This is a genomic window from Pandoraea apista, from assembly GCF_001465595.2.
GTDB classification, from domain to species: domain Bacteria; phylum Pseudomonadota; class Gammaproteobacteria; order Burkholderiales; family Burkholderiaceae; genus Pandoraea; species Pandoraea apista.
On the sequence record NZ_CP013481.2, the window covers coordinates 226,018 to 243,851 of the forward strand.

A 17,834-nucleotide genomic window follows, 5' to 3' on the forward strand; every position below is an offset into this window, starting at 1 on the left:
ATGTCGATCCGTCCTGAGTTCTGGCGCGACAAACGCGTCTTTCTTACCGGGCACACCGGCTTCAAGGGAAGCTGGATGAGCCTTTGGCTCCAGTCGATGGGTGCCAACGTGCATGGCTATGCACTTCCGCCGCCCACTAACCCCAGCCTCTTTGTGGCGGCGAACGTGGCCGACGGCATGGCGAGCACTATCGCCGACGTGCGCGACCTGGATGCCATAAGCAGAGCGATGGCCGGTTTTCAACCGGAAATCGTGATTCACATGGCAGCTCAGCCGTTGGTCCGATTGTCTTACAGCGAGCCTGTTGAGACATATGCGACGAACGTCATGGGCACAGTGCATGTGCTCGAAGCCGCACGCCGCACCGCGAGCGTTCGCGCAATTGTCAACGTCACCACTGACAAGTGCTACGAGAATAACGAATGGGTATGGGGCTATCGCGAAAACGAACCCATGGGCGGACACGATCCTTACAGCAATAGTAAGGGATGCTCCGAACTGGTGACGAGCGCGTATCGCCGATCGTTCTTCTCAGCCGATGGCACGCCTGCGCTAGCCTCTGCGCGTGCGGGCAATGTGATTGGCGGCGGTGATTGGGCGGCTGACCGTCTGATTCCCGATATACTGCGCGCGTTCGAGAGAGGTGAGCCGGTCGTGATCCGAAATCCGTTCTCGATTCGTCCCTGGCAGCATGTTCTCGAGCCGATTTCCGGCTATCTGATGTTGGCCGAGAAACTCTATTCGGAGGGCCATCGTTGGGCCGAGGCGTGGAACTTCGGACCCGATGAGCAAGACGCCCGGCCGGTTCAGTGGATCGTCGAGGAATTGATCGGCACGTGGGGCAATGGGGCCTCATGGCGGCTCGACGGTGGCGAACATCCGCACGAGGCCAACTATCTGAAGCTCGATATCGCGAAAGCGAGATCGGTGCTTGGCTGGCGCCCTCGCTGGAACCTCGCGACCGCATTGGCGAAAATCACGGCCTGGCAACAGGCTCAGTTGCGCAACGAGGATGTACGTGCACTCTGCATTGCGCAAATTGCAGAGTACAGCGCTAGTTAACTTTGGATTTACCCGTATGAATACTCGAGACAACCCGCAAGCAAACGCCAGAACTCCGGAAGCCATTCGCAAGGAAATCGCTGCGTTGGTGCAAGAGTTTGCCGATATCACTTATGCGCCGAAGGCGTTCGTTCCTGGGGAGAGCCAGGTGCCTGTTTCGGGCAAAGTCATCGGTGCAACAGAGCTCAAGTACATGGTGGAGGCCAGCCTTGACGGGTGGCTGACGACCGGTCGCTTCAACGCGGAGTTCGAAGCGCGCTTGGCGAAATATCTCGGTGTGAAGCATCTGATTACCGTCAACTCGGGATCCTCTGCGAATCTCGTGGCGTTTTCGACGCTGACCTCCCCCCGCCTTGGCGATCGTGCGATCAAGCAAGGGGACGAAGTGATCGGTGTGGCCGCTGGTTTCCCGACCACGGTGAACCCGATCCTGCAATTCGGTGCGGTGCCGGTGTTTGTCGACGTCGATCTTGAGACGCACAACATCAACGCGGACCTGATTGAAGCTGCGATCAGCCCGAAAACCAAAGCCATTATGTTGGCTCACTCGCTGGGCAATCCCTTCAACCTGGAGGTGGTTACAGCGTTGTGCAAGAAGTACAACTTGTGGTTGGTCGAAGATTGCTGTGATGCGCTCGGCGCCACGTACAACGGCCAGTTGGTGGGCACGTTCGGCGACATCGCTACGCTGAGTTTTTACCCGGCTCATCACATCACGATGGGGGAAGGCGGCGCCGTATTCACCAATAACTCGGAGCTCAAGCTGATTGCCGAATCGTTCCGCGATTGGGGACGCGATTGCTACTGCCCCCCCGGCAAGGACAACACGTGCAACAAGCGCTTCTGCTGGAAGCTTGGTGATCTGCCGGAAGGGTATGACCACAAGTACACGTACAGTCACCTTGGCTACAACCTTAAGATTTCGGATATGCAAGCCGCATGCGCGCTTGCTCAGCTCGACCGTGTCGACGAGTTCATCGCGACGCGACGCAAGAACTTCGATTATCTGAAAAACCGTCTCAAGAGCTGCGAGGATTTCCTGCATTTGCCTGAGGCAACGCCGAATTCGGAGCCATCGTGGTTTGGATTCCCGGTGATTCTGAAGGAAACGTCGGGGGTGAAACGCGTCGACCTGCTGAACTACCTTGATCAGAACAAGATTGCCACGCGTCTCCTTTTCGCCGGCAACCTGACTCGTCAACCGTACATGATTGGCCGTAATTTCCGCGTGAGCGGTGACCTGACGAACACCGATATCGTGATGAACCAGACGTTCTGGTTGGGCGTTTTCCCGGCATTGACGGAAGCCCATCTGGACTATATCGCGGAGAAGCTTGAAGAGTTTTTTGGGCTTGGGTTCTAAGGGTTCACTATGCGGGTCTTAGTCACCGGCGCGACCGGATTTATTGGCAGGCATTTGCTTCGTGCGTTAGCAGCTCGCGGAGATGAAGTCATCGCTCTTTCTCGTCAAGTGCGTGTAGTGGAGCGTGATGCTGCCGGAATTCGATGGCTGGCGGTCGATGACGAACTTGAGAACAAGCTCAGCAGCTTAAAGAACATTGATGTGGTGTTTCACCTCGCGACAGCATACGGGAGGCAAGGTGAAACCTACTTCGATATTGAACAGGCAAACGTGGCGTTTCCCCTCGTTGTGCTTCAGTGGGCCGCCAACGGGGGGTGCGACACATTTATCAATACCGATAGCTTCTTCAGCCGCCCCGAGTATCGCTATGGATACATGAAGGAGTATTCACTTACTAAACGCACGTTTGCAGAATGGGGGGCGTTGACGGCGGACGACCACTCGCATTTCCATTTTGTTAATGCGCGACTGGAGCATGTGTACGGTACCGGTGACGATGCACGGAAATTCTTCCCAATGATTTTGAGAGAGCTTTTGGGCAATGTTCCTCAAATTGATCTCACTGCGTGCAATCAAAAGCGAGATTTCGTATTCGTTGAGGATGTTGTCCGCGCATATATCGCAATCGCTCGGAATACGGCGGCATTGCCATCATATGTGGAGGTAGGCGTCGGTACTTCGATTAGCACCTCGTTACGTAGTGTTGTTGAACGGTTGCACTCGCTTTCGAAATCAACGTCGGAACTACGATTCGGTGCCTTGAAGCATCGACCTGGCGAAATAATGAATTCCCATGCGGACATCTCCTTTCTATCAAGCCTAGGATGGAGTCCAGAAGTGCAATTGGACGAAGGTCTGTGCCGCCTAGTTGCTGAGCAGATGCGAGAAGAGCGATGACCGGAGTACGGTATTCGTTGAATTTCGCGAATAGGATTCCCAAGCATATATGGGTAGCGGCGACGGGGTGGTTCAGTCGGATCGCCAGTGCGTCCATCAACCTCTTGAGTATCCGCTATCTTTTGCGCGAACTAGGCGTGGAAGGCTATTCCGCGTTCGCGCTGCTTGGGGCACTTTTGGCTTGGTCCGTGCTCGCCGATTTTGGCGTCGGCTACAGTTTGCAGAATCATTGGTCGGAACGGCGCGCCGCCGGGCGCGGCAGTGGCGATCTGTTGCTAGCTTCTGCGCTATTGTTGATTCCCGCTGCGGCTATTTGCATGTTTGCGCTGTATTGGCTGTCACCATTACTCGCAAACCAATATCTCCAGGGAGTAACAATAACACTCACGGATGCTGAGCGTGCTCGAGTGTTTTTTCTCGCCGGTAGTCTATTTATTGCCACCTCGGTCGGTGGTGTTGCATACAAGCTGTTGTTCGCGGAGCAATTAGGGTGGGTTGCGCATCTTATGCCAACAATCGGCACACTCATTGGCTTTGCCCTAATTCTTGTGGTAGACGTCTCGAAGCAGCCATTTCCGCTCTATTCAGCAGTTGGACTATTCTACGGTCCGCCCGCGCTGGTCGCGATGGTGACATTTGTCTACTGTATGAAGCATTACGCCCGTCCTGATGCGCGTCGTGGAGGGGAAGATATATCGCGAGCAGGGAAGATTATCGCGCGGCGCGCCGTTGGATTTTTTGCGTTCGCGGCAGTATCCGCGGTTGTCCTTCAGGCGGACTACATGGTGATGTCCCAACGATTGGGGTCCTACGACGTTGTGGTCTACACGCTTCTTACTAGGGCGTTTGGTCCCGCCTGGTTCATATATATGGCATTGCTACAGGCGATATGGCCCGTGTGTGCGGAGCTACGGGTAAAAGGCGAGTGGGACTCACTGCGCACATTGCCTTATCGTTACATAGGCATTGGTGTTGTCGGCGTAATCGTTTTTTGTGCGGCACTTGCGATTTTCCGTGAAACACTGGTGCATATGGCATCTGCTGATGTAACCGTGCCACTTTCGACGATCGCACTGTTCGGCGTCTACTTCATAATGCGTGTTTGGACGGACACATATGGGGTCATGCTACAAAGCATGAATGTGCTTCGCCCTTTTTGGATTCTTGTGCCTATTCAGGCATGTTTAAGTTTTGGCCTCCAATGGTATCTTTCCGGAATATTTGGCATTAATGGTCTTCTCATGGGATTGATGCTTTCTTTTTTGATGACGGTAACTTTTGGGCTGCCAGCCGTTTTTTATCGAACCGTGCAGAAATTATCATCTGCTTGATCGCATATGAGTGAGACAAAAAGAAAGATCATTTCAATCTGCATTCCGACTTACAACAGAGCAAGCCTGTTGATTGATCTGTTGGATTCCATTGCGCGTGCAGCTCAAAAGGTTGATTCGACCGTAGTCGAAATTTGCATATCAGATAATGCTTCGGATGATGGCACGGATAGTGCTGTTCACGAGTGGAAATGTCGGAATGCCGTTGATGTCGTCTATCACAGATGGCCCCAAAATATGGGCGCTGGTAATAACTTCGTGAATGCAGCGGGTCTTGCCGGTGGGAAGTACATATGGCTCATGGGGAGCGATGATGCCGTACAAGAAGATGCACTCGAAGTCGTTTTAGACGCTATTGGTTCACAGGCAGCCATATATCTTACCGGGCGCGTAGAAATGGACTCGTCGATGCGAACCGCGCTGGGCGAAACTCATTTCATTCGTAGTGAGGGCCGATACGATTTTTCAGATGAAAATTCGATCAAAGCATACCTTGGCGCTTGTTGTGGAGTCGCCGGCCTTTTTAGCTACCTGAGTTCTCTTATCGTGAATGCGGGTGTGTGGCAGAGAGGGTTGCCCGGTGTCGAACAATACACTGCAGGAGCTTATCCCCATGTTTACGTCCTGTTGAATGCATTGCAAAGTGGCGGACAAGTGCAAGTCATTCGGACGCCCATTGTGAAAAACAGAAATGGGAACGATTCATTTCTTGCGGGCGGGAACTGTAACCGAGTTCTGATAGATATTGAAGACTATCTTGCCATTTTTGACGGAATACCACCGATTTCTGATAACCCCGAGTTGCTTCCGGAATTTCATCGGGTAATTTTGAGGGAGCGGCCTCTTATCCGAACCCTGCTCTATTTGCGTCATTATGGGAGCGAGGATGAATGGGCGCGTTCGCGGCTTGCGTTTCAGCGCTTGGGGGTGTCGAATACACTACTCGGCATTGTTGCGAACATGAAATGGGTTTTGACGTTATTCTATCGGCCAGTAATTCGTAAGATTGCTCAAAAAGTTGCGCCGTACAGGCGGCCAGGACATTAATGTAATTTTTCTTTGTCGCCTGACGTCGGATTCGATTGGTCGCGCCGTTCTGCTGTGGGCAATGTGGGGGAATGAATTCGTGGCGCAGCCCATAACTGCGACTGGTAAAGACCAATCCGTTGTCGCTGCGTAACAGGAAGAGGAAGAGCGCTGGCACGTGGGCCAATAATGGACCGAAGCGAGCAATCGGCGTTTTCCATGCCCCGCTTGCCGTCTTCGACCCACGATTCCAGTTCCGAGGGGGGCGAGATCAAACGACCGGCTTGCCTCAGATACCGTCGCTTTGCCTTGAATAATGTCGAGCACCAACGCGCTCTTGCGCTTGGCCGTCCAGTGCTTGATCTCGTCTTCCATCTTCATGCGCATGTGTTTGTCGTCGGAGGACAACACTTGAGCATGTTTTCAGTGGGTCACTACATCTATCATTTAGATTGAATGTCCAACGACCCACTCGGCAGCATCGGCTAAATCATTGCAATAGGCATCAGCAAGATTACGCTCCGATGACTCGGTGTCACACCCGGAGGCAACGAGCACGCAATGTCGCACGCCTGCCGCCCTCCCTGCTTGTATATCGCTGATCTTGTCACCGATCATTACGCTGCGTTCCAGATCGAGATTCAGGGCCTGGGCTGCATACAACAGCATGCCCGGCTCGGGTTTGCGACACGCGCAGCTTTGCCCCGGGTTGCCGCCAGCCGGCTTCGGATGATGGGGGCAGTGATAAACCCCAGCCAGTCCGACGCCGTAGCGTGCGAGAAGCGTTTCGAGGTGCTCCGTGAGCACCACGTAATCTTCCTGCGAGTAGTATCCGTGGGCGATGCCGGCTTGATTGGTCACGACGACCAGCTCAAAGCCCGCATCACGAAGGCGAATCAAACCGTCAATTACGTCCGGAAGGAGTGCAAAGTCCTCGATACGATGGACGTAGTTTCGCTCCTCGTTAATGACGCCATCACGATCAATGAAGGCAGCTCGCTTTTTCATAGCTTCAGGCATTCAGGTCGCAGAAGCGGCGGTAATCGTCAGGAATACCGATGTCGATGAACATTCCGTCGAGACTTGCGGCTGTCAACGCGCCTTTTTCGACAAGCTGTGGCATCAAGTCGGCTTCCAGTGAGAAGGCTTGGCCCGGAACGAAATTATTGAAGGCGTTCCGATGGATTCGGTAGAGGCCGCTATTGATGAGTCCTGCGCCTGGCAACCCCTTGGGGCTGAACCCGGTCACTTTGCCGGCGGAAAGTTCCAACCCGCCGTATCGTCCACGGTCGGGGACGTGTGTAGCTGCGAGGCGCATTAATTCTCCGTCGGCCAATTGCAGGTGATTCAGCATGGGCGTCAACGGCGCATCGGTCCAAGTGTCGCCGTTCGCAATCAGGACTTCGTCTTCACCGGTCTCGTTAAGCGCAAATAGCGCCGCGCCTCCCGTTCCCAACTGCTCCTTCTCGATGACGTACTCGATGTCATGCGCTATGCGGAACGCAGAAATGGCTTCGACGACCGCCTCAGCCATGTACCCAAGGGACAGGACGAAACGATCCACCCCGCGCTCTGCGAGGGAGTCGATCTGAAGCTCCAGAAATGGCCGTTGGTGAACCGGTGCGAGGCACTTGGGCAGATCCGGCACTGCGGAACGCAGTCGTGTTCCCAGGCCTCCGGCCAGGATCACGCAAGTCGTGGAAGAGGTCATTGCGGGCGAAGGTGGGAAAAGAGGGCGAGTTCGACCTGAGCGCAGAGCATGTGTCCGATGAGAATGTGACACTCCTGGATTCGGGGCGTGTGCGCGGACGGGACACGAAGAGCGTAGTCGACCATCTCGTCGAGTTCGCCGCCGCTGCCGCATAGCGCGACCGACTTCACTCCGAGCGAGGCGCAGACTTCAAAGGCGGACAGCACGTTCTTGGAGCGTCCGGAGGTGGTGATACCGACGAACACGTCACCATCGCGCGCTTGTGCCTCCAACTGACGGCGGAAAAGCTTGTCGTATCCGTAATCGTTCCCAATCGCGGTAATCATCGACGTGTCCGTCGACAGGGAGATAGACGGCAAGCCCGGGCGATCGAATTCGAAACGGCTGACGAATTCGGCGGCCAGATGCTGGGCGTCGGCAGCGCTGCCCCCATTGCCTGCAAAAATGACGCGGTTGCCCTTGCGGAACGCGTCAATCATTAAATCGCCGACTTCCACGATCTGGCACAACAGTTTTTCGTCCGACGCCAGGAGCTGCTTCACTGCGATTGAATCGGCGATGCCTTGCTTCAAGAAATTCAGTTGGTTTTCCACGATTGCACACCTTCTTCGACAAAAGTAAACGAGAACACACGGCCGCCGTGAGGTTCCAGCGCACGAGCGACCGAATGGCGCTGGTACGGATCGACAGCGATCATCATGAAGCCTCCACCGCCAGCCCCGGAAACCTTCAGGCCTCGGGCACCCGCAGCCATGGCATCACGTGCGATGTCGTCGATGTGGCTATTCGTGATGCCCGTGGCGGCACGTTTCTTGGCGTGCCAGGAAGACCCCAAAATGTCGAGTACATCCGAAATCTGGCCGCGCAACAATGCCTCTTTCATTTTGCCGGCGCCCTCGCGAATCTCGTGCATGGCTTCGACGGCGTTGGAATTGGCGTCTTTCGTGGCGGCGATCTGGGACTCGATGATTCGAGCAGACTCACGCGAGCGACCGGTGAAATAGAGTAGAAGGCGGGACTCGAGCTCGTGCTTGTATTCCCTTTTCAGCCGCAGCGGGTTGACGATCACCCGGTCGCCAGCCTCGAACTCCATGAAATTGAATCCGCCGAAGGACGCGGCGTACTGGTCCTGCTTACCGCCGGACATGCCGCAATCGATGCGCTCGATCTCGTACGCGAGCCGCGCCACGTCATACTCGCCCAAGGGCAATTGCAGTAGCTCGGCGTAAGCCTGGACCATCGCGACGACCAACGCAGACGACGACCCGACACCGCTCCCCGGAGGCGCGTCCGAATATGTGGTGACTTTCAACGGTACGATTTTCCCGTCCGTGAACTGAGAGACGATGCGCTTATAAACCGCTTTATGCAGCAGCAAGGCTCCGGACAGCTCGATAGATTCCTCGGCTTCAAGGCGAACCCGCTCGTCGAAGTCGGCAGCGTAAAAGTGCACCGCGCTGTCTTCGGACGGCTCGATATGGCAATGGGTGTACAGGCTGATCGTCGCATTCAAAACGCGCCCGCCAAACATATCGCTGTACGGGGCGACATCGGTGCCCCCTCCTGCGAGTCCGAGTCGAAGAGGGGCTTTGGAATGAATCGCGCGAAAGCGATCGAAATCCGGGATACCGTATTTAGTGACTGAATCCATCGGTTTGCAACCTCAAGTAGAACGCATTTATCGCTGATAGAGAAAACGGGCCAGGCTTGTCAAGTGCCATTTGAGATGTTTCAGGTTCCGGCTACTTGCCCGACGCGCATCATGAATTGCACTGACTGTCGGAACACAGACGGTCGACAGTCCGCGTTCGCCGAGCCGCCGGCAGATGTCGGCGTCTTCCAGATACATGAAATACCGTCCGTCAAATCCATTGACGCTCGAGTAGGCGCTCGACGAAAAAAGCATGAACATCCCGCCCGCCCAATCTACGGTAAACGAATTCTCGACCTCGACGTCATAATCGGGCCCCAGTCGGCGGCGCAGGAGTCGTGCCAGAACCCGCTTCAAGATGCGAAGCGTTGACGGAAACCGTCTGACGCTGTCTTCATGTTGGCCTTGCGGGCTCACAATTTTCGGAACCGATACCCCAACGCCGGGGGCGTCGAAGGCCTTCATGAGTGGCAGGAAGATCGCGGGATCGAATCGGATATCCGGATTGAGCACGGCAAACCAGGGCCGGTCCGCATGGGAAAAGGCACCGTTGTGGTTGCTGCCGAAACCCTTTGGCCGGGGGTTCCGGATGATCTTCGGCGTATAGCCCAGGTCCTGCAAGAAGGACTCATCCTCGGGCGTGTTTACCGTCACCAAAATTTTCGCGCCGGCAAGCGCGACCTGACGCAGGTCGAGCAAAAGCGGCCTTACCAGTGCACCTTGCCCGTGGCTGACAATGGAAATCGCCAATGAATGCGCGTCAAAAGAGAGATTCGACATAGATACTCGACGGTTACGGGGAGACTGGCGCGCTTGTTTTAGCGCTTCGCTCAATCGCATCCTGGTATAGCTGAAAGGCGGTCAGCGGGCTTAGTTGCTGGCAAGCCTGTTTCAGCGCGTCGGGCGCAAGGCAAAGTCTCGCGATGTCCGCTGGCGTCTCCAGCAGAACACCGCCTCGTGACCAAATGGACCGTGGCAGCCCGGTGAAAGCCTGTCTGGTTCCCACAACCGGAATGTTTCTGGACCATGCCTCAATCGTTTTCAGTTTGATGCCCGCCCCCCTGAGCAATGGCGCCAGCATCACGCCTTCGTCGAACTGACAAATATCCTCATACCGTCCGGTGACCTGAATGTCCAACTCACGCAGATCAGGCATTGACCCTTTGAGGTGGCTAACGTATTCGACAGACCCATGCCCGGCGATGTGGAAACGCATGGAGTGATCGGTGTTCGCGCCAGAAACCTTGGCATCCAAGTAAGCGCGCAAGAACGCCGTTGCCCCTTCGACGTTTTCGATGCGGGTCCAATTGCCGATGAGCAGCGCCGACCTGTCGTTGACAGCGCCGCTCCTGACCCGAATCTGATTGGGAACGACCGGAATCACATACGAGTTGCGCCTATGCAGACGCAGCAGCATCCGCTGATCGTCGAACGAAAATGTCACGTTGCCGAACGTCGATCTGATGAAACACCGTTCGAGGGCCGCACTGCAACGTTTTTGCTTGCCTCGAGCGCGTGTGGCGTCGAACTTCAGGCTTGGAACATCGTGCCAAATCAGAATCTTCTTGCAGCCAAATGCCGCTTGATAGCAAAAAGACGCGTGATGATTGAAGATGACGAACTCCGGTCGATAGCGCACTCTGAGCCAGAGGCACCAGAGAAAGTAAAACGGAGAGATTCGCAGAAAAAACTCAAACCAAACAAGGCCGGTTCGTCTGGACAGCAAGACGAAAACCGGCGCGGGTGCCATGATGAACATGACAAGGATGCGCCACAGAAAGCTACGCTCCCCGCCAAGTTTCGGATTCAGAGAAAAATCTATCAGATCACAGTGGTCTTTTAATTTTTTGATCAACAATTGTGTCGATGTGTTTCCGCCGGAGGGAACATCCGAGCGGATTGCATTGATAAAAAGTACGCGTCGACCTGCCAGAATCTTTTCTAATTCCATATGGCTTGAAAACTCTTTAATCCTCGGCGAATTGATCGCATTTGGGTTCCGTATGGCCCGCTGACATGAATTGCCTCGGGGATGTCCCCAGGTCCGCCTGCGATCAAATCTCGTTGACGACTTAATTATGAAGTCCGAGCCTTGAAAGTTCGGTGCGCAGGCAAGTTGCCTGCCTTTCCACTTCAAGGTTGAGACTATTTAGTAATTCGTCGAATTGCAGCGGGCGCGGTGAGCGCCAAAAATCTTCGGCGACAGGCCTGTTGAAATTCACTTCTTCGAGAAAACCGGAATGCTTCGCGAATTCGAAGCCGTTCATGGCTTCCGGGCTCGCCAGGACGCGGCATTTGTTGGCTAGCGCGTCCAAAATTTTCACTTTGACGCCACTGCCCAACGCCATCGGGCAAAGCATAACAGTTGCCCGCTGCAGCAAGGCGTCGAGCGAGTCGACGTAGCCCAGAACATCGACCCCCCGGCTCGCCAACAGCGTCGCGCTGTATTTTTGGTTCACCCAGTGGCCAACGCTGCCCACGATTTTCAACCGGGGATTATCCGGCGTCCAGTGCTCGATAAGCCGGTCACAGGCGAGGCGATTCTGGTAACCCGCCGACCCGAGGAATACCGCCTCGTCGCGCTTCTCTTCTGTCTGCGTGCTGCCATCGGCGGCGGACAGTTTTGAATAAAGCTTGCGAAGGTGAGGATTCGAGACGACAACCGGGCAGCTCGGATCGTAAAGGTAGCGAAGGCGATGGCTGTCGTATTCAGACAGGGCGATGACCAGATCTGCGTTATTCAGACCCGCCTGCTCCGAGTTGTATCCCGCACGCAGCATCTCGGCGCTAAGACCGCCTTGGAGCGCAACTTGGCCCGCGAAAAAATCGAACTCGCAATTATGCGTCTGTATCACGACTTTGCAGCCATGGCGGCGCGCAATGGGCGCGAGGGGGCCGAAGAGCGACGAGTCGAGGATGACAAATTCCGGCTTTTCCGAATTCAGCCGTGCTTCAAATTTCTGGCAGACGTCTTCGTTGAGTCCGGAAATGAATCCCTTTCTGAGATTCAGAAAAGTAGCTGCCTTTCTCTGGAATTCTCGACCTTTAGGTAAACCTATAGTGAAATGGCTCACCTTATGACCTTTGAGCAGGTCTTCGTAAAACCGGGTGGAAACGCCATGTCCGACCCCTCCGCCCGTTTGGCCAGCTCCACTGCGTGTAACGAACAGTACTGAGTTTTGATAATTCACAATATTAAGAAATTAAAGCTTCGGTATCGAATTCAGATTGACGAAATATCGCGCCGTGTAGAGCAATGCGACCATCAGATACCAGGCCGTTCCCATTCTTCTCATTCGAGGACTCATCTGCGAACCGATGAGAAATATCTCGAACTGTTCAAAGTAAGCGCCGAGACGAAGGGCGATCTCGGGAATATAGAATTCAAATGTTGCGATGGCGAGACCGATGAGGTAAAGCAGCCAGTAGATGGGGAGCGTGGAGATCATCAATGGCGAAACGAAGGTGATGATGGCCCGCTTGAACCAGCTCGCATAAATTTGTGTTTCGCTTCGGAATCCTTCGAGCCCAACGTAGTAATTGATTTTTTCAGTCAGCTCTGGAGTTACGATAAAGTAAGTCGCTCCAGCGAGAAGAATCAGTAGGCAAATCTTGGGCACCAACCTCGAGTTCATCCATTTGATGACGGCTGTTGGAACAATAGCCGACAAATGAATGAGTGGAGCAGTAAGTATCAGATTCTTTATGGCGAATGACCGATAGGGGCGAAGCATTAGTATCACCGAGATGACAGCAATCTTCATGGCTAGCGCTTGCCGGATCGCGCCCATCTCCAGGACAGGCAAGTAAATCAGATCATGGAGCGCTGCAATACGCCAGCCCGCTAGTCTCGCCATCACCAAAAATAGCAGGCTATCGATAATCCCGATCCAGAGAAACGGAAAGGGAACAATGTCGGACGTAATGGAAGAGGGGATGCAGGCGACGAGCCAAAATACTTCCGAGCGATTGATGGACGTCAGATCGCACTTCTGCAGTACCGCCAGATAATTCTCGATGTCGTGGCCTACATCGTGCCGGAAGCACAAGGCAAAAAGTCGAAGTGCCAACGCAAGAACAATGACGATCTTCCAATTAGCTGCTCTTTTGCTCGAAACCAGGACGAACAAGAACGCCCCGTAGACATACAGGGCGGGAATAATGAGTGAATCCATGCGATTGGCTTATTAGGTTCGGTCCCGTCGAGGTCCGCTGCTTATGCGAGACTTTCGGATTTTTCCGCTTGCCGCCATTTTACTTGATGAGGTCGGACTCAACGTCCGTCAATGCACGATGGACGTCGCCTGTGGACGTGCGACAACGCAACGTCAACCTTACGAGCCTGTAGACCGCCAAAGCCGCGTGTTGACAGGGCAGGGCGAGCGCGGGGGGACTACGCGATCGGGGAACCTTAGCAGGCCCTCATGTCAGAAGTGCTCCTTGACACTTTCGGAATGCCGTCTAGCCTAAAGTGCAGGGTATTCATGTCCAAGTACTGCCTTCTAAGGCCGGTCGTAGGAGGCGACATCTTAGGGCGGGCATTTTCATGTCCATTCCCATCGTTCTATTGCTGCTCGTCGCCGCCGCGCTCGCCTTCCACTTCTGGAGTCCGTGGTGGCTGACGCCGCTGGCGTCGAACTGGCGTCAGATGGACGACACGCTCACCATTACGCTGGTCATCACCGGCGTAACCTTCGTTGTCATCAACCTTTTCGTTGCCTGGGCGATCTTCCGCTATCGCCATCGCGATGGCCATCGGGCGGCCTACGAGCCACATAACCGTCGTCTCGAAGGCTGGTTGATCGGGATTACGACTGTCGGCATCGCAGCCATGCTTGCGCCCGGCCTGTTCGTCTACGCCAAGCTCATCAACCCGCCCGAGAACGCCCGCGTCGTCGAAGTCGTCGGCCAGCAGTGGCAATGGCGCTTCCGCCTGCCCGGCCCGGACGGTCGTCTCGGCACTTCCGACCCGAGCTACGTCACCGCTGACAACCCGTTGGGCCTCAATCCCAAAGACCCCGCGAATCAGGACAACCGGATCGTCGACGCCCCCGAACTGCATCTGCTCGTCGGCGCGCCAGTGAAATTGCTGCTGCGCGCCAAAGATGTCCTGCACGATTTCTATGTCCCGCCGTTTCGCACGCGCATGAACATGGTGCCGGGCATGGTCACGCAAATGTGGCTCACGCCCACGCGCACCGGGCGCTTCGACATCCTCTGCGCGCAACTCTGCGGCGTGGGTCACGCGAACATGCGCGGTGTGGTGGTCGTTGACGACAAGCCCGCCTACGACGCCTGGGTGGCGAAGCTCCCCACATTTGCTGCACTGCAAGCACAACATGCAGGGGCAGCGACGCTCGATCCACTCGCCGCCAAGGGGAAATTGCTGGCGCAGGCCAAGGGATGCGCCAGTTGTCATACCGTCGACGGCTCGCCCGGCGTCGGGCCCACGTGGCACGGTCTGTACGGCAAGACGGAGACGTTTCAGGACGGCAGTTCGGCGTACGTCGACGATGCTTACCTCACCGCCTTCATCCGCAATCCGACCGCACGTGTGCCAAAAGGCTTCGCGCCGATCATGCCGAAGCTCGATCTGACCGACGACGAACTCAAGGCGCTCATCGCCTACATCCGCACATTGGGCGCCGCGCCTGCTGCCCCCGGGACCACCGCGGCCGAGCCGGCGGCACCGCCGTCTGTGCCATCTACGACCCCTGCGACATCTACGTCACCTACGACCTCTGCGACCTCTACGACCCCTGCGATCGCCGTACCCCTCGCGCCGCAGCCCGCCGCAACATCTGTTCATCGAGTCACTATGCCCATACGCTCTCACCATGCCGCCGCCATCGCTTTTGCCGTCGTGTCGACGTCCGCGCAGCCTGCTGCGCCTCAGACGTCCGAACCCGTCGTGCAGTTGGCACAGAACTCGCTCATGACGCCCAACCCGCCCGCGCAGTACGCGCCGTTGACGCCATCCGCCACGCCGAATTCAGGGACACAGCAATCGTCGCAACCCGCACGCCGGCAAGGGGGGACATCGGGCCTGCCGTTGCAGAACAACCCGAACACCACGGCGCCGCCGCTAGCTATCCCGCCGTCGCCATCGGGGGGCTCGTCGGGCCCGGCGCAGCCGGCCGTGCCGATGATTCGACCCGCGCCGTAGGCCGCACCCGCGTCACCACCGATTCACAACCGGCTCGTAACTCACTCATAACTCACTCGCAAGTGGCTTCACCGAACCGACATCGAGAGACGACAACACACCAAAAACAACGTACGGAGACAAGTCATGACGGGAGAACCCGAAAGTTCTGACGGCGCAGCGCACGGCGGTGCGCACGCTGGCGGCTCTTACGACTTCTGGACGAAATACGTCTGGAGCCAGGACCACAAAGTGATCGCCGTGCAATACACGTGCACGGCCATCGCGGTCGGCCTCGTGGGGCTCGTGCTCTCGAACCTCATGCGCATGCAACTCGGCTTCCCCGGCAAGTTCTCGTTCATCGACGCCAACCACTACTACCAGTACGTCACCATGCACGGCATGATCATGGTGATCTACCTGCTAACAGCGCTTTTCCTCGGCGGCTTCGGCAACTACCTCATTCCGCTGATGGTCGGTGCGCGCGACATGGTCTTCCCGTTCCTGAACATGCTCAGCTACTGGGTCTACCTGCTCGCGGTCATCGTGCTGCTGGCAAGCTTCTTCGTGCCCGGCGGCCCGACAGGCGCGGGCTGGACGCTCTATCCCCCGCAAGCAATCCTGCCGGGCACGCCGGGTACCGAGTGGGGCATCGTGCTGATGCTCGTCTCGCTGGCCATCTTCATCGTGGCGGCGACGATGGGCGGCCTGAATTACGTGACGACGGTGCTTCAGTCGCGCACTGAGGGCATGACGCTGCTACGCATGCCGCTCACCGTCTGGGGCATCGTGATGGCCACCGTGCTCGCCTTGCTGGCGTTCCCCGCGCTGTTCGTCTCCGCCGTGATGATGTTGCTCGACAAGACCCTGCACACGAGCTTCTTCATGCCCGCACTGGTGTCGATGGGACAACCGCTCGACTATCGCGGCGGCAGTCCGCTGCTGTTCCAGCACCTGTTCTGGTTCTTCGGCCATCCGGAGGTGTACATCGTGGCGTTGCCCGCGTTCGGCATCGTCTCGGATCTCATCAGCGTGCATGCGCGCAAGAACATCTTCGGCTACCGCATGATGGTCTGGGCGATTCTCGCCATTGGTGTGTTGTCGTTCGTCGTGTGGGCGCACCACATGTTCATCAGCGGCATGAATCCGTATTTCGGATTTTTCTTCGCGACGACCACACTCATCATCGCCATCCCCACCGCCATCAAGGTCTACAACTGGGTGCTGACGCTCTGGCGTGGCGATATTCATCTGACGGTGCCGATGCTGTTCGCCATCGGCTTCATCAGCACGTTTGTCATCGGCGGACTGACGGGACTGTTCCTCGGCAACGTGAGCGTGGACATGCCGCTGTCCAACACTTATTTCGTGGTCGCGCACTTCCATATGGTGATGGGCGTCGCCCCGCTGCTGGTGATCTTCGGCGGCATCTATCACTGGTATCCGCTTGTGAGCGGCAGACGTCTGAACGACCGCCTCGGACAGTGGCATTTCTGGATCACGTTCGTCGGCACGTACGCCATCTTCTTCCCGATGCATTACCTAGGCGTGCTCGGCATGCCGCGCCGCTATTACGAGTTTCAGGGCTACAGCTTCATTCCGCAGTCTGCGCACACGATGAACGCTTACATCTCGGTGGCGGCATTCATCGTCGCGGCCGGTCAGATGCTGTTCCTGTTTAATCTGGTGTGGAGTCTGCGGCACGGCAAACCGGCGGGCGCGAATCCGTGGCGCGCGGCCTCGCTCGAATGGCAGACGCCCGACGTGCCGCCCGTTCACGGCAACTGGGGGCCGGTGCTGCCGGTGGCCTATCGCTGGCCGTACGAGTACAGCGTGCCGGGCGATATCGACGACTTCGTGCCACAGAATCTTGCGCCCGATCCGCGACGTCCGGCCACGCTTGTGGATGGCGATTCGGCGGCGCTGCATCGGCGTGGATCACCACCAACTCAGTCGCCGTCCAAGTCATCCGACTCGCCCGAATCACCCAAGGGAGCCACACCATGAGACCTGTTCCGTCCTGGCCGCCGATGCCACCGGGGGGCGCGCCGATTGCGCTTCCGCGTCGTCGTGCGGCGTCGCAGATCGCGCTCTGGTGGTTGATGGGCGTGATCGGCGTGTTGTTCGCGTTGATGCTCGTCGCTTACGTGATGCGCATGAGTCTCGGCGACTGGCGTCCCCTGCCGCCCGTCAATGCGTTGTGGGTCAACACAGGTGTGCTGGCCGCCGCATGCATCGTGATGCAGTCGTCGGCTTCGCAGGCCAGACGCGGGGAGTTGCGACGCTCGCGGCGCGACTGGGACCTCGCCGGCGCGCTCGCGCTCGCCTTTGTCGTCGGCCAACTGTGGGTCTGGCGCGATCTGTTTGCGCGTCACTACGGGGTCTCCGGCAATCCGGCGAATAGTTTCTTTTTCCTGCTGACCGGACTGCACGCCTTGCACCTGATCGGGGGCCTGGTGGCGTGGGCGTGCCTGATGCCGCGCCGTCTCACGCATGCCACGCGCGCGCGACGCCTGTCGCTCACGGCACAGTACTGGCACTTTCTGTTTGTGGTGTGGGTGGTGTTGTTCGCGGCGATCGTCAACCTCACGCCGGAGATCGCACAGCGGCTGTGCGGTACCGGCGGGGTGAGCCCGTGATGTGACGCG

Annotated in this window: 15 protein-coding genes and 2 pseudogenes; 8 read left to right on the forward strand and 9 right to left on the reverse strand. The window is 56.7% G+C overall.

Going from position 1 to position 17,834, the window contains the following annotated elements:
• Genes rfbG through AT395_RS01010 form a run of 5 tightly spaced genes read left to right on the forward strand, consistent with a single transcriptional unit; the run spans position 1 to position 5,700 of the window.
• The gene (rfbG, locus tag AT395_RS00990) at positions 1 to 1,062 is read left to right on the forward strand and encodes a CDP-glucose 4,6-dehydratase (RefSeq protein ID WP_048628329.1); all 1,062 of its coding nucleotides are present in this window, start codon (positions 1 to 3) and stop codon (positions 1,060 to 1,062) included.
• Between the two features lie 16 nt (positions 1,063 to 1,078).
• Entirely contained in the window at positions 1,079 to 2,425 is a 1,347-nt protein-coding gene (rfbH, locus tag AT395_RS00995) for a lipopolysaccharide biosynthesis protein RfbH (RefSeq protein ID WP_048628328.1), read from the forward strand.
• 9 nt (positions 2,426 to 2,434) lie between these two features.
• Positions 2,435 to 3,322, forward strand: a complete 888-nt coding sequence (locus AT395_RS01000) for an NAD-dependent epimerase/dehydratase family protein (RefSeq protein ID WP_048628327.1) — start codon at positions 2,435 to 2,437, stop codon at positions 3,320 to 3,322.
• A gap of 17 nt (positions 3,323 to 3,339) precedes the next feature.
• On the forward strand, positions 3,340 to 4,653 hold the full coding sequence (locus AT395_RS01005; protein WP_156219686.1) for an MATE family efflux transporter: 1,314 nt from the start codon (positions 3,340 to 3,342) through the stop codon (positions 4,651 to 4,653).
• Between the two features lie 6 nt (positions 4,654 to 4,659).
• Positions 4,660 to 5,700, forward strand: coding sequence for a glycosyltransferase family 2 protein (locus AT395_RS01010; protein WP_072632736.1), 1,041 nt, complete (start codon positions 4,660 to 4,662; stop codon positions 5,698 to 5,700).
• Here the strand turns inward: AT395_RS01010 and AT395_RS26325 are convergent.
• From AT395_RS26325 to AT395_RS01055, 9 genes and pseudogenes are all read right to left on the reverse strand, one after another.
• A pseudogene (locus AT395_RS26325) lies at positions 5,697 to 6,066 on the reverse strand (DUF1153 domain-containing protein). The gene AT395_RS01010 and the pseudogene AT395_RS26325 sit on opposite strands and share 4 nt — an antisense overlap.
• A 60-nt stretch (positions 6,067 to 6,126) precedes the next feature.
• The gene (gmhB, locus tag AT395_RS01020; RefSeq protein ID WP_048628325.1) at positions 6,127 to 6,687 is read right to left on the reverse strand and encodes a D-glycero-beta-D-manno-heptose 1,7-bisphosphate 7-phosphatase; all 561 of its coding nucleotides are present in this window, start codon (positions 6,685 to 6,687) and stop codon (positions 6,127 to 6,129) included.
• Positions 6,688 to 6,691: 4 nt separating this feature from the next.
• Positions 6,692 to 7,327: a sugar phosphate nucleotidyltransferase gene (locus tag AT395_RS01025; protein ID WP_048628324.1), complete on the reverse strand. Its 636-nt coding sequence runs from the start codon at positions 7,325 to 7,327 to the stop codon at positions 6,692 to 6,694.
• A 59-nt stretch (positions 7,328 to 7,386) separates the two neighbouring features.
• The gene (locus AT395_RS01030) at positions 7,387 to 7,971 is read right to left on the reverse strand and encodes a D-sedoheptulose-7-phosphate isomerase (protein ID WP_414813077.1); all 585 of its coding nucleotides are present in this window, start codon (positions 7,969 to 7,971) and stop codon (positions 7,387 to 7,389) included.
• Positions 7,968 to 9,041 (reverse strand): GHMP family kinase ATP-binding protein, encoded by a 1,074-nt coding sequence (locus AT395_RS01035; protein ID WP_048628322.1) that lies wholly within the window; start codon positions 9,039 to 9,041, stop codon positions 7,968 to 7,970. The genes AT395_RS01030 and AT395_RS01035 overlap by 4 nt, the downstream gene beginning before the upstream one ends.
• Before the next feature lie 27 nt (positions 9,042 to 9,068).
• Complete coding sequence (locus tag AT395_RS01040; RefSeq protein ID WP_048628321.1) at positions 9,069 to 9,821, reverse strand: glycosyltransferase; 753 nt, start codon at positions 9,819 to 9,821, stop codon at positions 9,069 to 9,071.
• A 13-nt stretch (positions 9,822 to 9,834) separates the two neighbouring features.
• Positions 9,835 to 10,992, reverse strand: a complete 1,158-nt coding sequence (locus AT395_RS01045) for a glycosyltransferase (protein ID WP_048628320.1) — start codon at positions 10,990 to 10,992, stop codon at positions 9,835 to 9,837.
• 121 nt (positions 10,993 to 11,113) lie between these two features.
• Entirely contained in the window at positions 11,114 to 12,115 is a 1,002-nt protein-coding gene (locus tag AT395_RS01050) for a glycosyltransferase (protein WP_156219684.1), read from the reverse strand.
• A gap of 129 nt (positions 12,116 to 12,244) precedes the next feature.
• Entirely contained in the window at positions 12,245 to 13,216 is a 972-nt protein-coding gene (locus AT395_RS01055; RefSeq protein WP_048628317.1) for an EpsG family protein, read from the reverse strand.
• Positions 13,217 to 13,587: 371 nt separating this feature from the next.
• Between AT395_RS01055 and AT395_RS01060 the strand changes: the two are divergent.
• From AT395_RS01060 to AT395_RS01070, 3 genes and pseudogenes are all read left to right on the forward strand, one after another.
• A pseudogene (locus AT395_RS01060) lies at positions 13,588 to 14,724 on the forward strand (cytochrome c oxidase subunit II); the annotation flags it as partial.
• Positions 14,725 to 15,333: 609 nt separating this feature from the next.
• Positions 15,334 to 17,193 carry a cytochrome c oxidase subunit I gene (gene ctaD, locus AT395_RS01065; protein WP_048628316.1) on the forward strand — a complete coding sequence of 620 codons (1,860 nt, stop codon included), beginning with the start codon at positions 15,334 to 15,336 and terminating at the stop codon, positions 17,191 to 17,193.
• Positions 17,190 to 17,825 carry a cytochrome c oxidase subunit 3 gene (locus AT395_RS01070; RefSeq protein ID WP_082164702.1) on the forward strand — a complete coding sequence of 212 codons (636 nt, stop codon included), beginning with the start codon at positions 17,190 to 17,192 and terminating at the stop codon, positions 17,823 to 17,825. Before ctaD ends, AT395_RS01070 begins: the two co-directional genes overlap by 4 nt.
• Positions 17,826 to 17,834: the final 9 nt, after the last annotated feature.

Coding starts and splice junctions, on each gene's coding strand:
- rfbG (WP_048628329.1), top strand. CDS start 1: ATGTCGATCCGTCCTGAGTTCTGGCGCGACAAACGCGTCTTTCTTACC.
- rfbH (WP_048628328.1), top strand. CDS start 1,079: ATGAATACTCGAGACAACCCGCAAGCAAACGCCAGAACTCCGGAAGCC.
- AT395_RS01000 (WP_048628327.1), top strand. CDS start 2,435: ATGCGGGTCTTAGTCACCGGCGCGACCGGATTTATTGGCAGGCATTTG.
- AT395_RS01010 (WP_072632736.1), top strand. CDS start 4,660: ATGAGTGAGACAAAAAGAAAGATCATTTCAATCTGCATTCCGACTTAC.
- gmhB (WP_048628325.1), bottom strand. CDS start 6,687: ATGAAAAAGCGAGCTGCCTTCATTGATCGTGATGGCGTCATTAACGAG.
- AT395_RS01035 (WP_048628322.1), bottom strand. CDS start 9,041: ATGGATTCAGTCACTAAATACGGTATCCCGGATTTCGATCGCTTTCGC.
- AT395_RS01040 (WP_048628321.1), bottom strand. CDS start 9,821: ATGTCGAATCTCTCTTTTGACGCGCATTCATTGGCGATTTCCATTGTC.
- AT395_RS01045 (WP_048628320.1), bottom strand. CDS start 10,992: ATGGAATTAGAAAAGATTCTGGCAGGTCGACGCGTACTTTTTATCAAT.
- AT395_RS01055 (WP_048628317.1), bottom strand. CDS start 13,216: ATGGATTCACTCATTATTCCCGCCCTGTATGTCTACGGGGCGTTCTTG.
- ctaD (WP_048628316.1), top strand. CDS start 15,334: ATGACGGGAGAACCCGAAAGTTCTGACGGCGCAGCGCACGGCGGTGCG.
- AT395_RS01070 (WP_082164702.1), top strand. CDS start 17,190: ATGAGACCTGTTCCGTCCTGGCCGCCGATGCCACCGGGGGGCGCGCCG.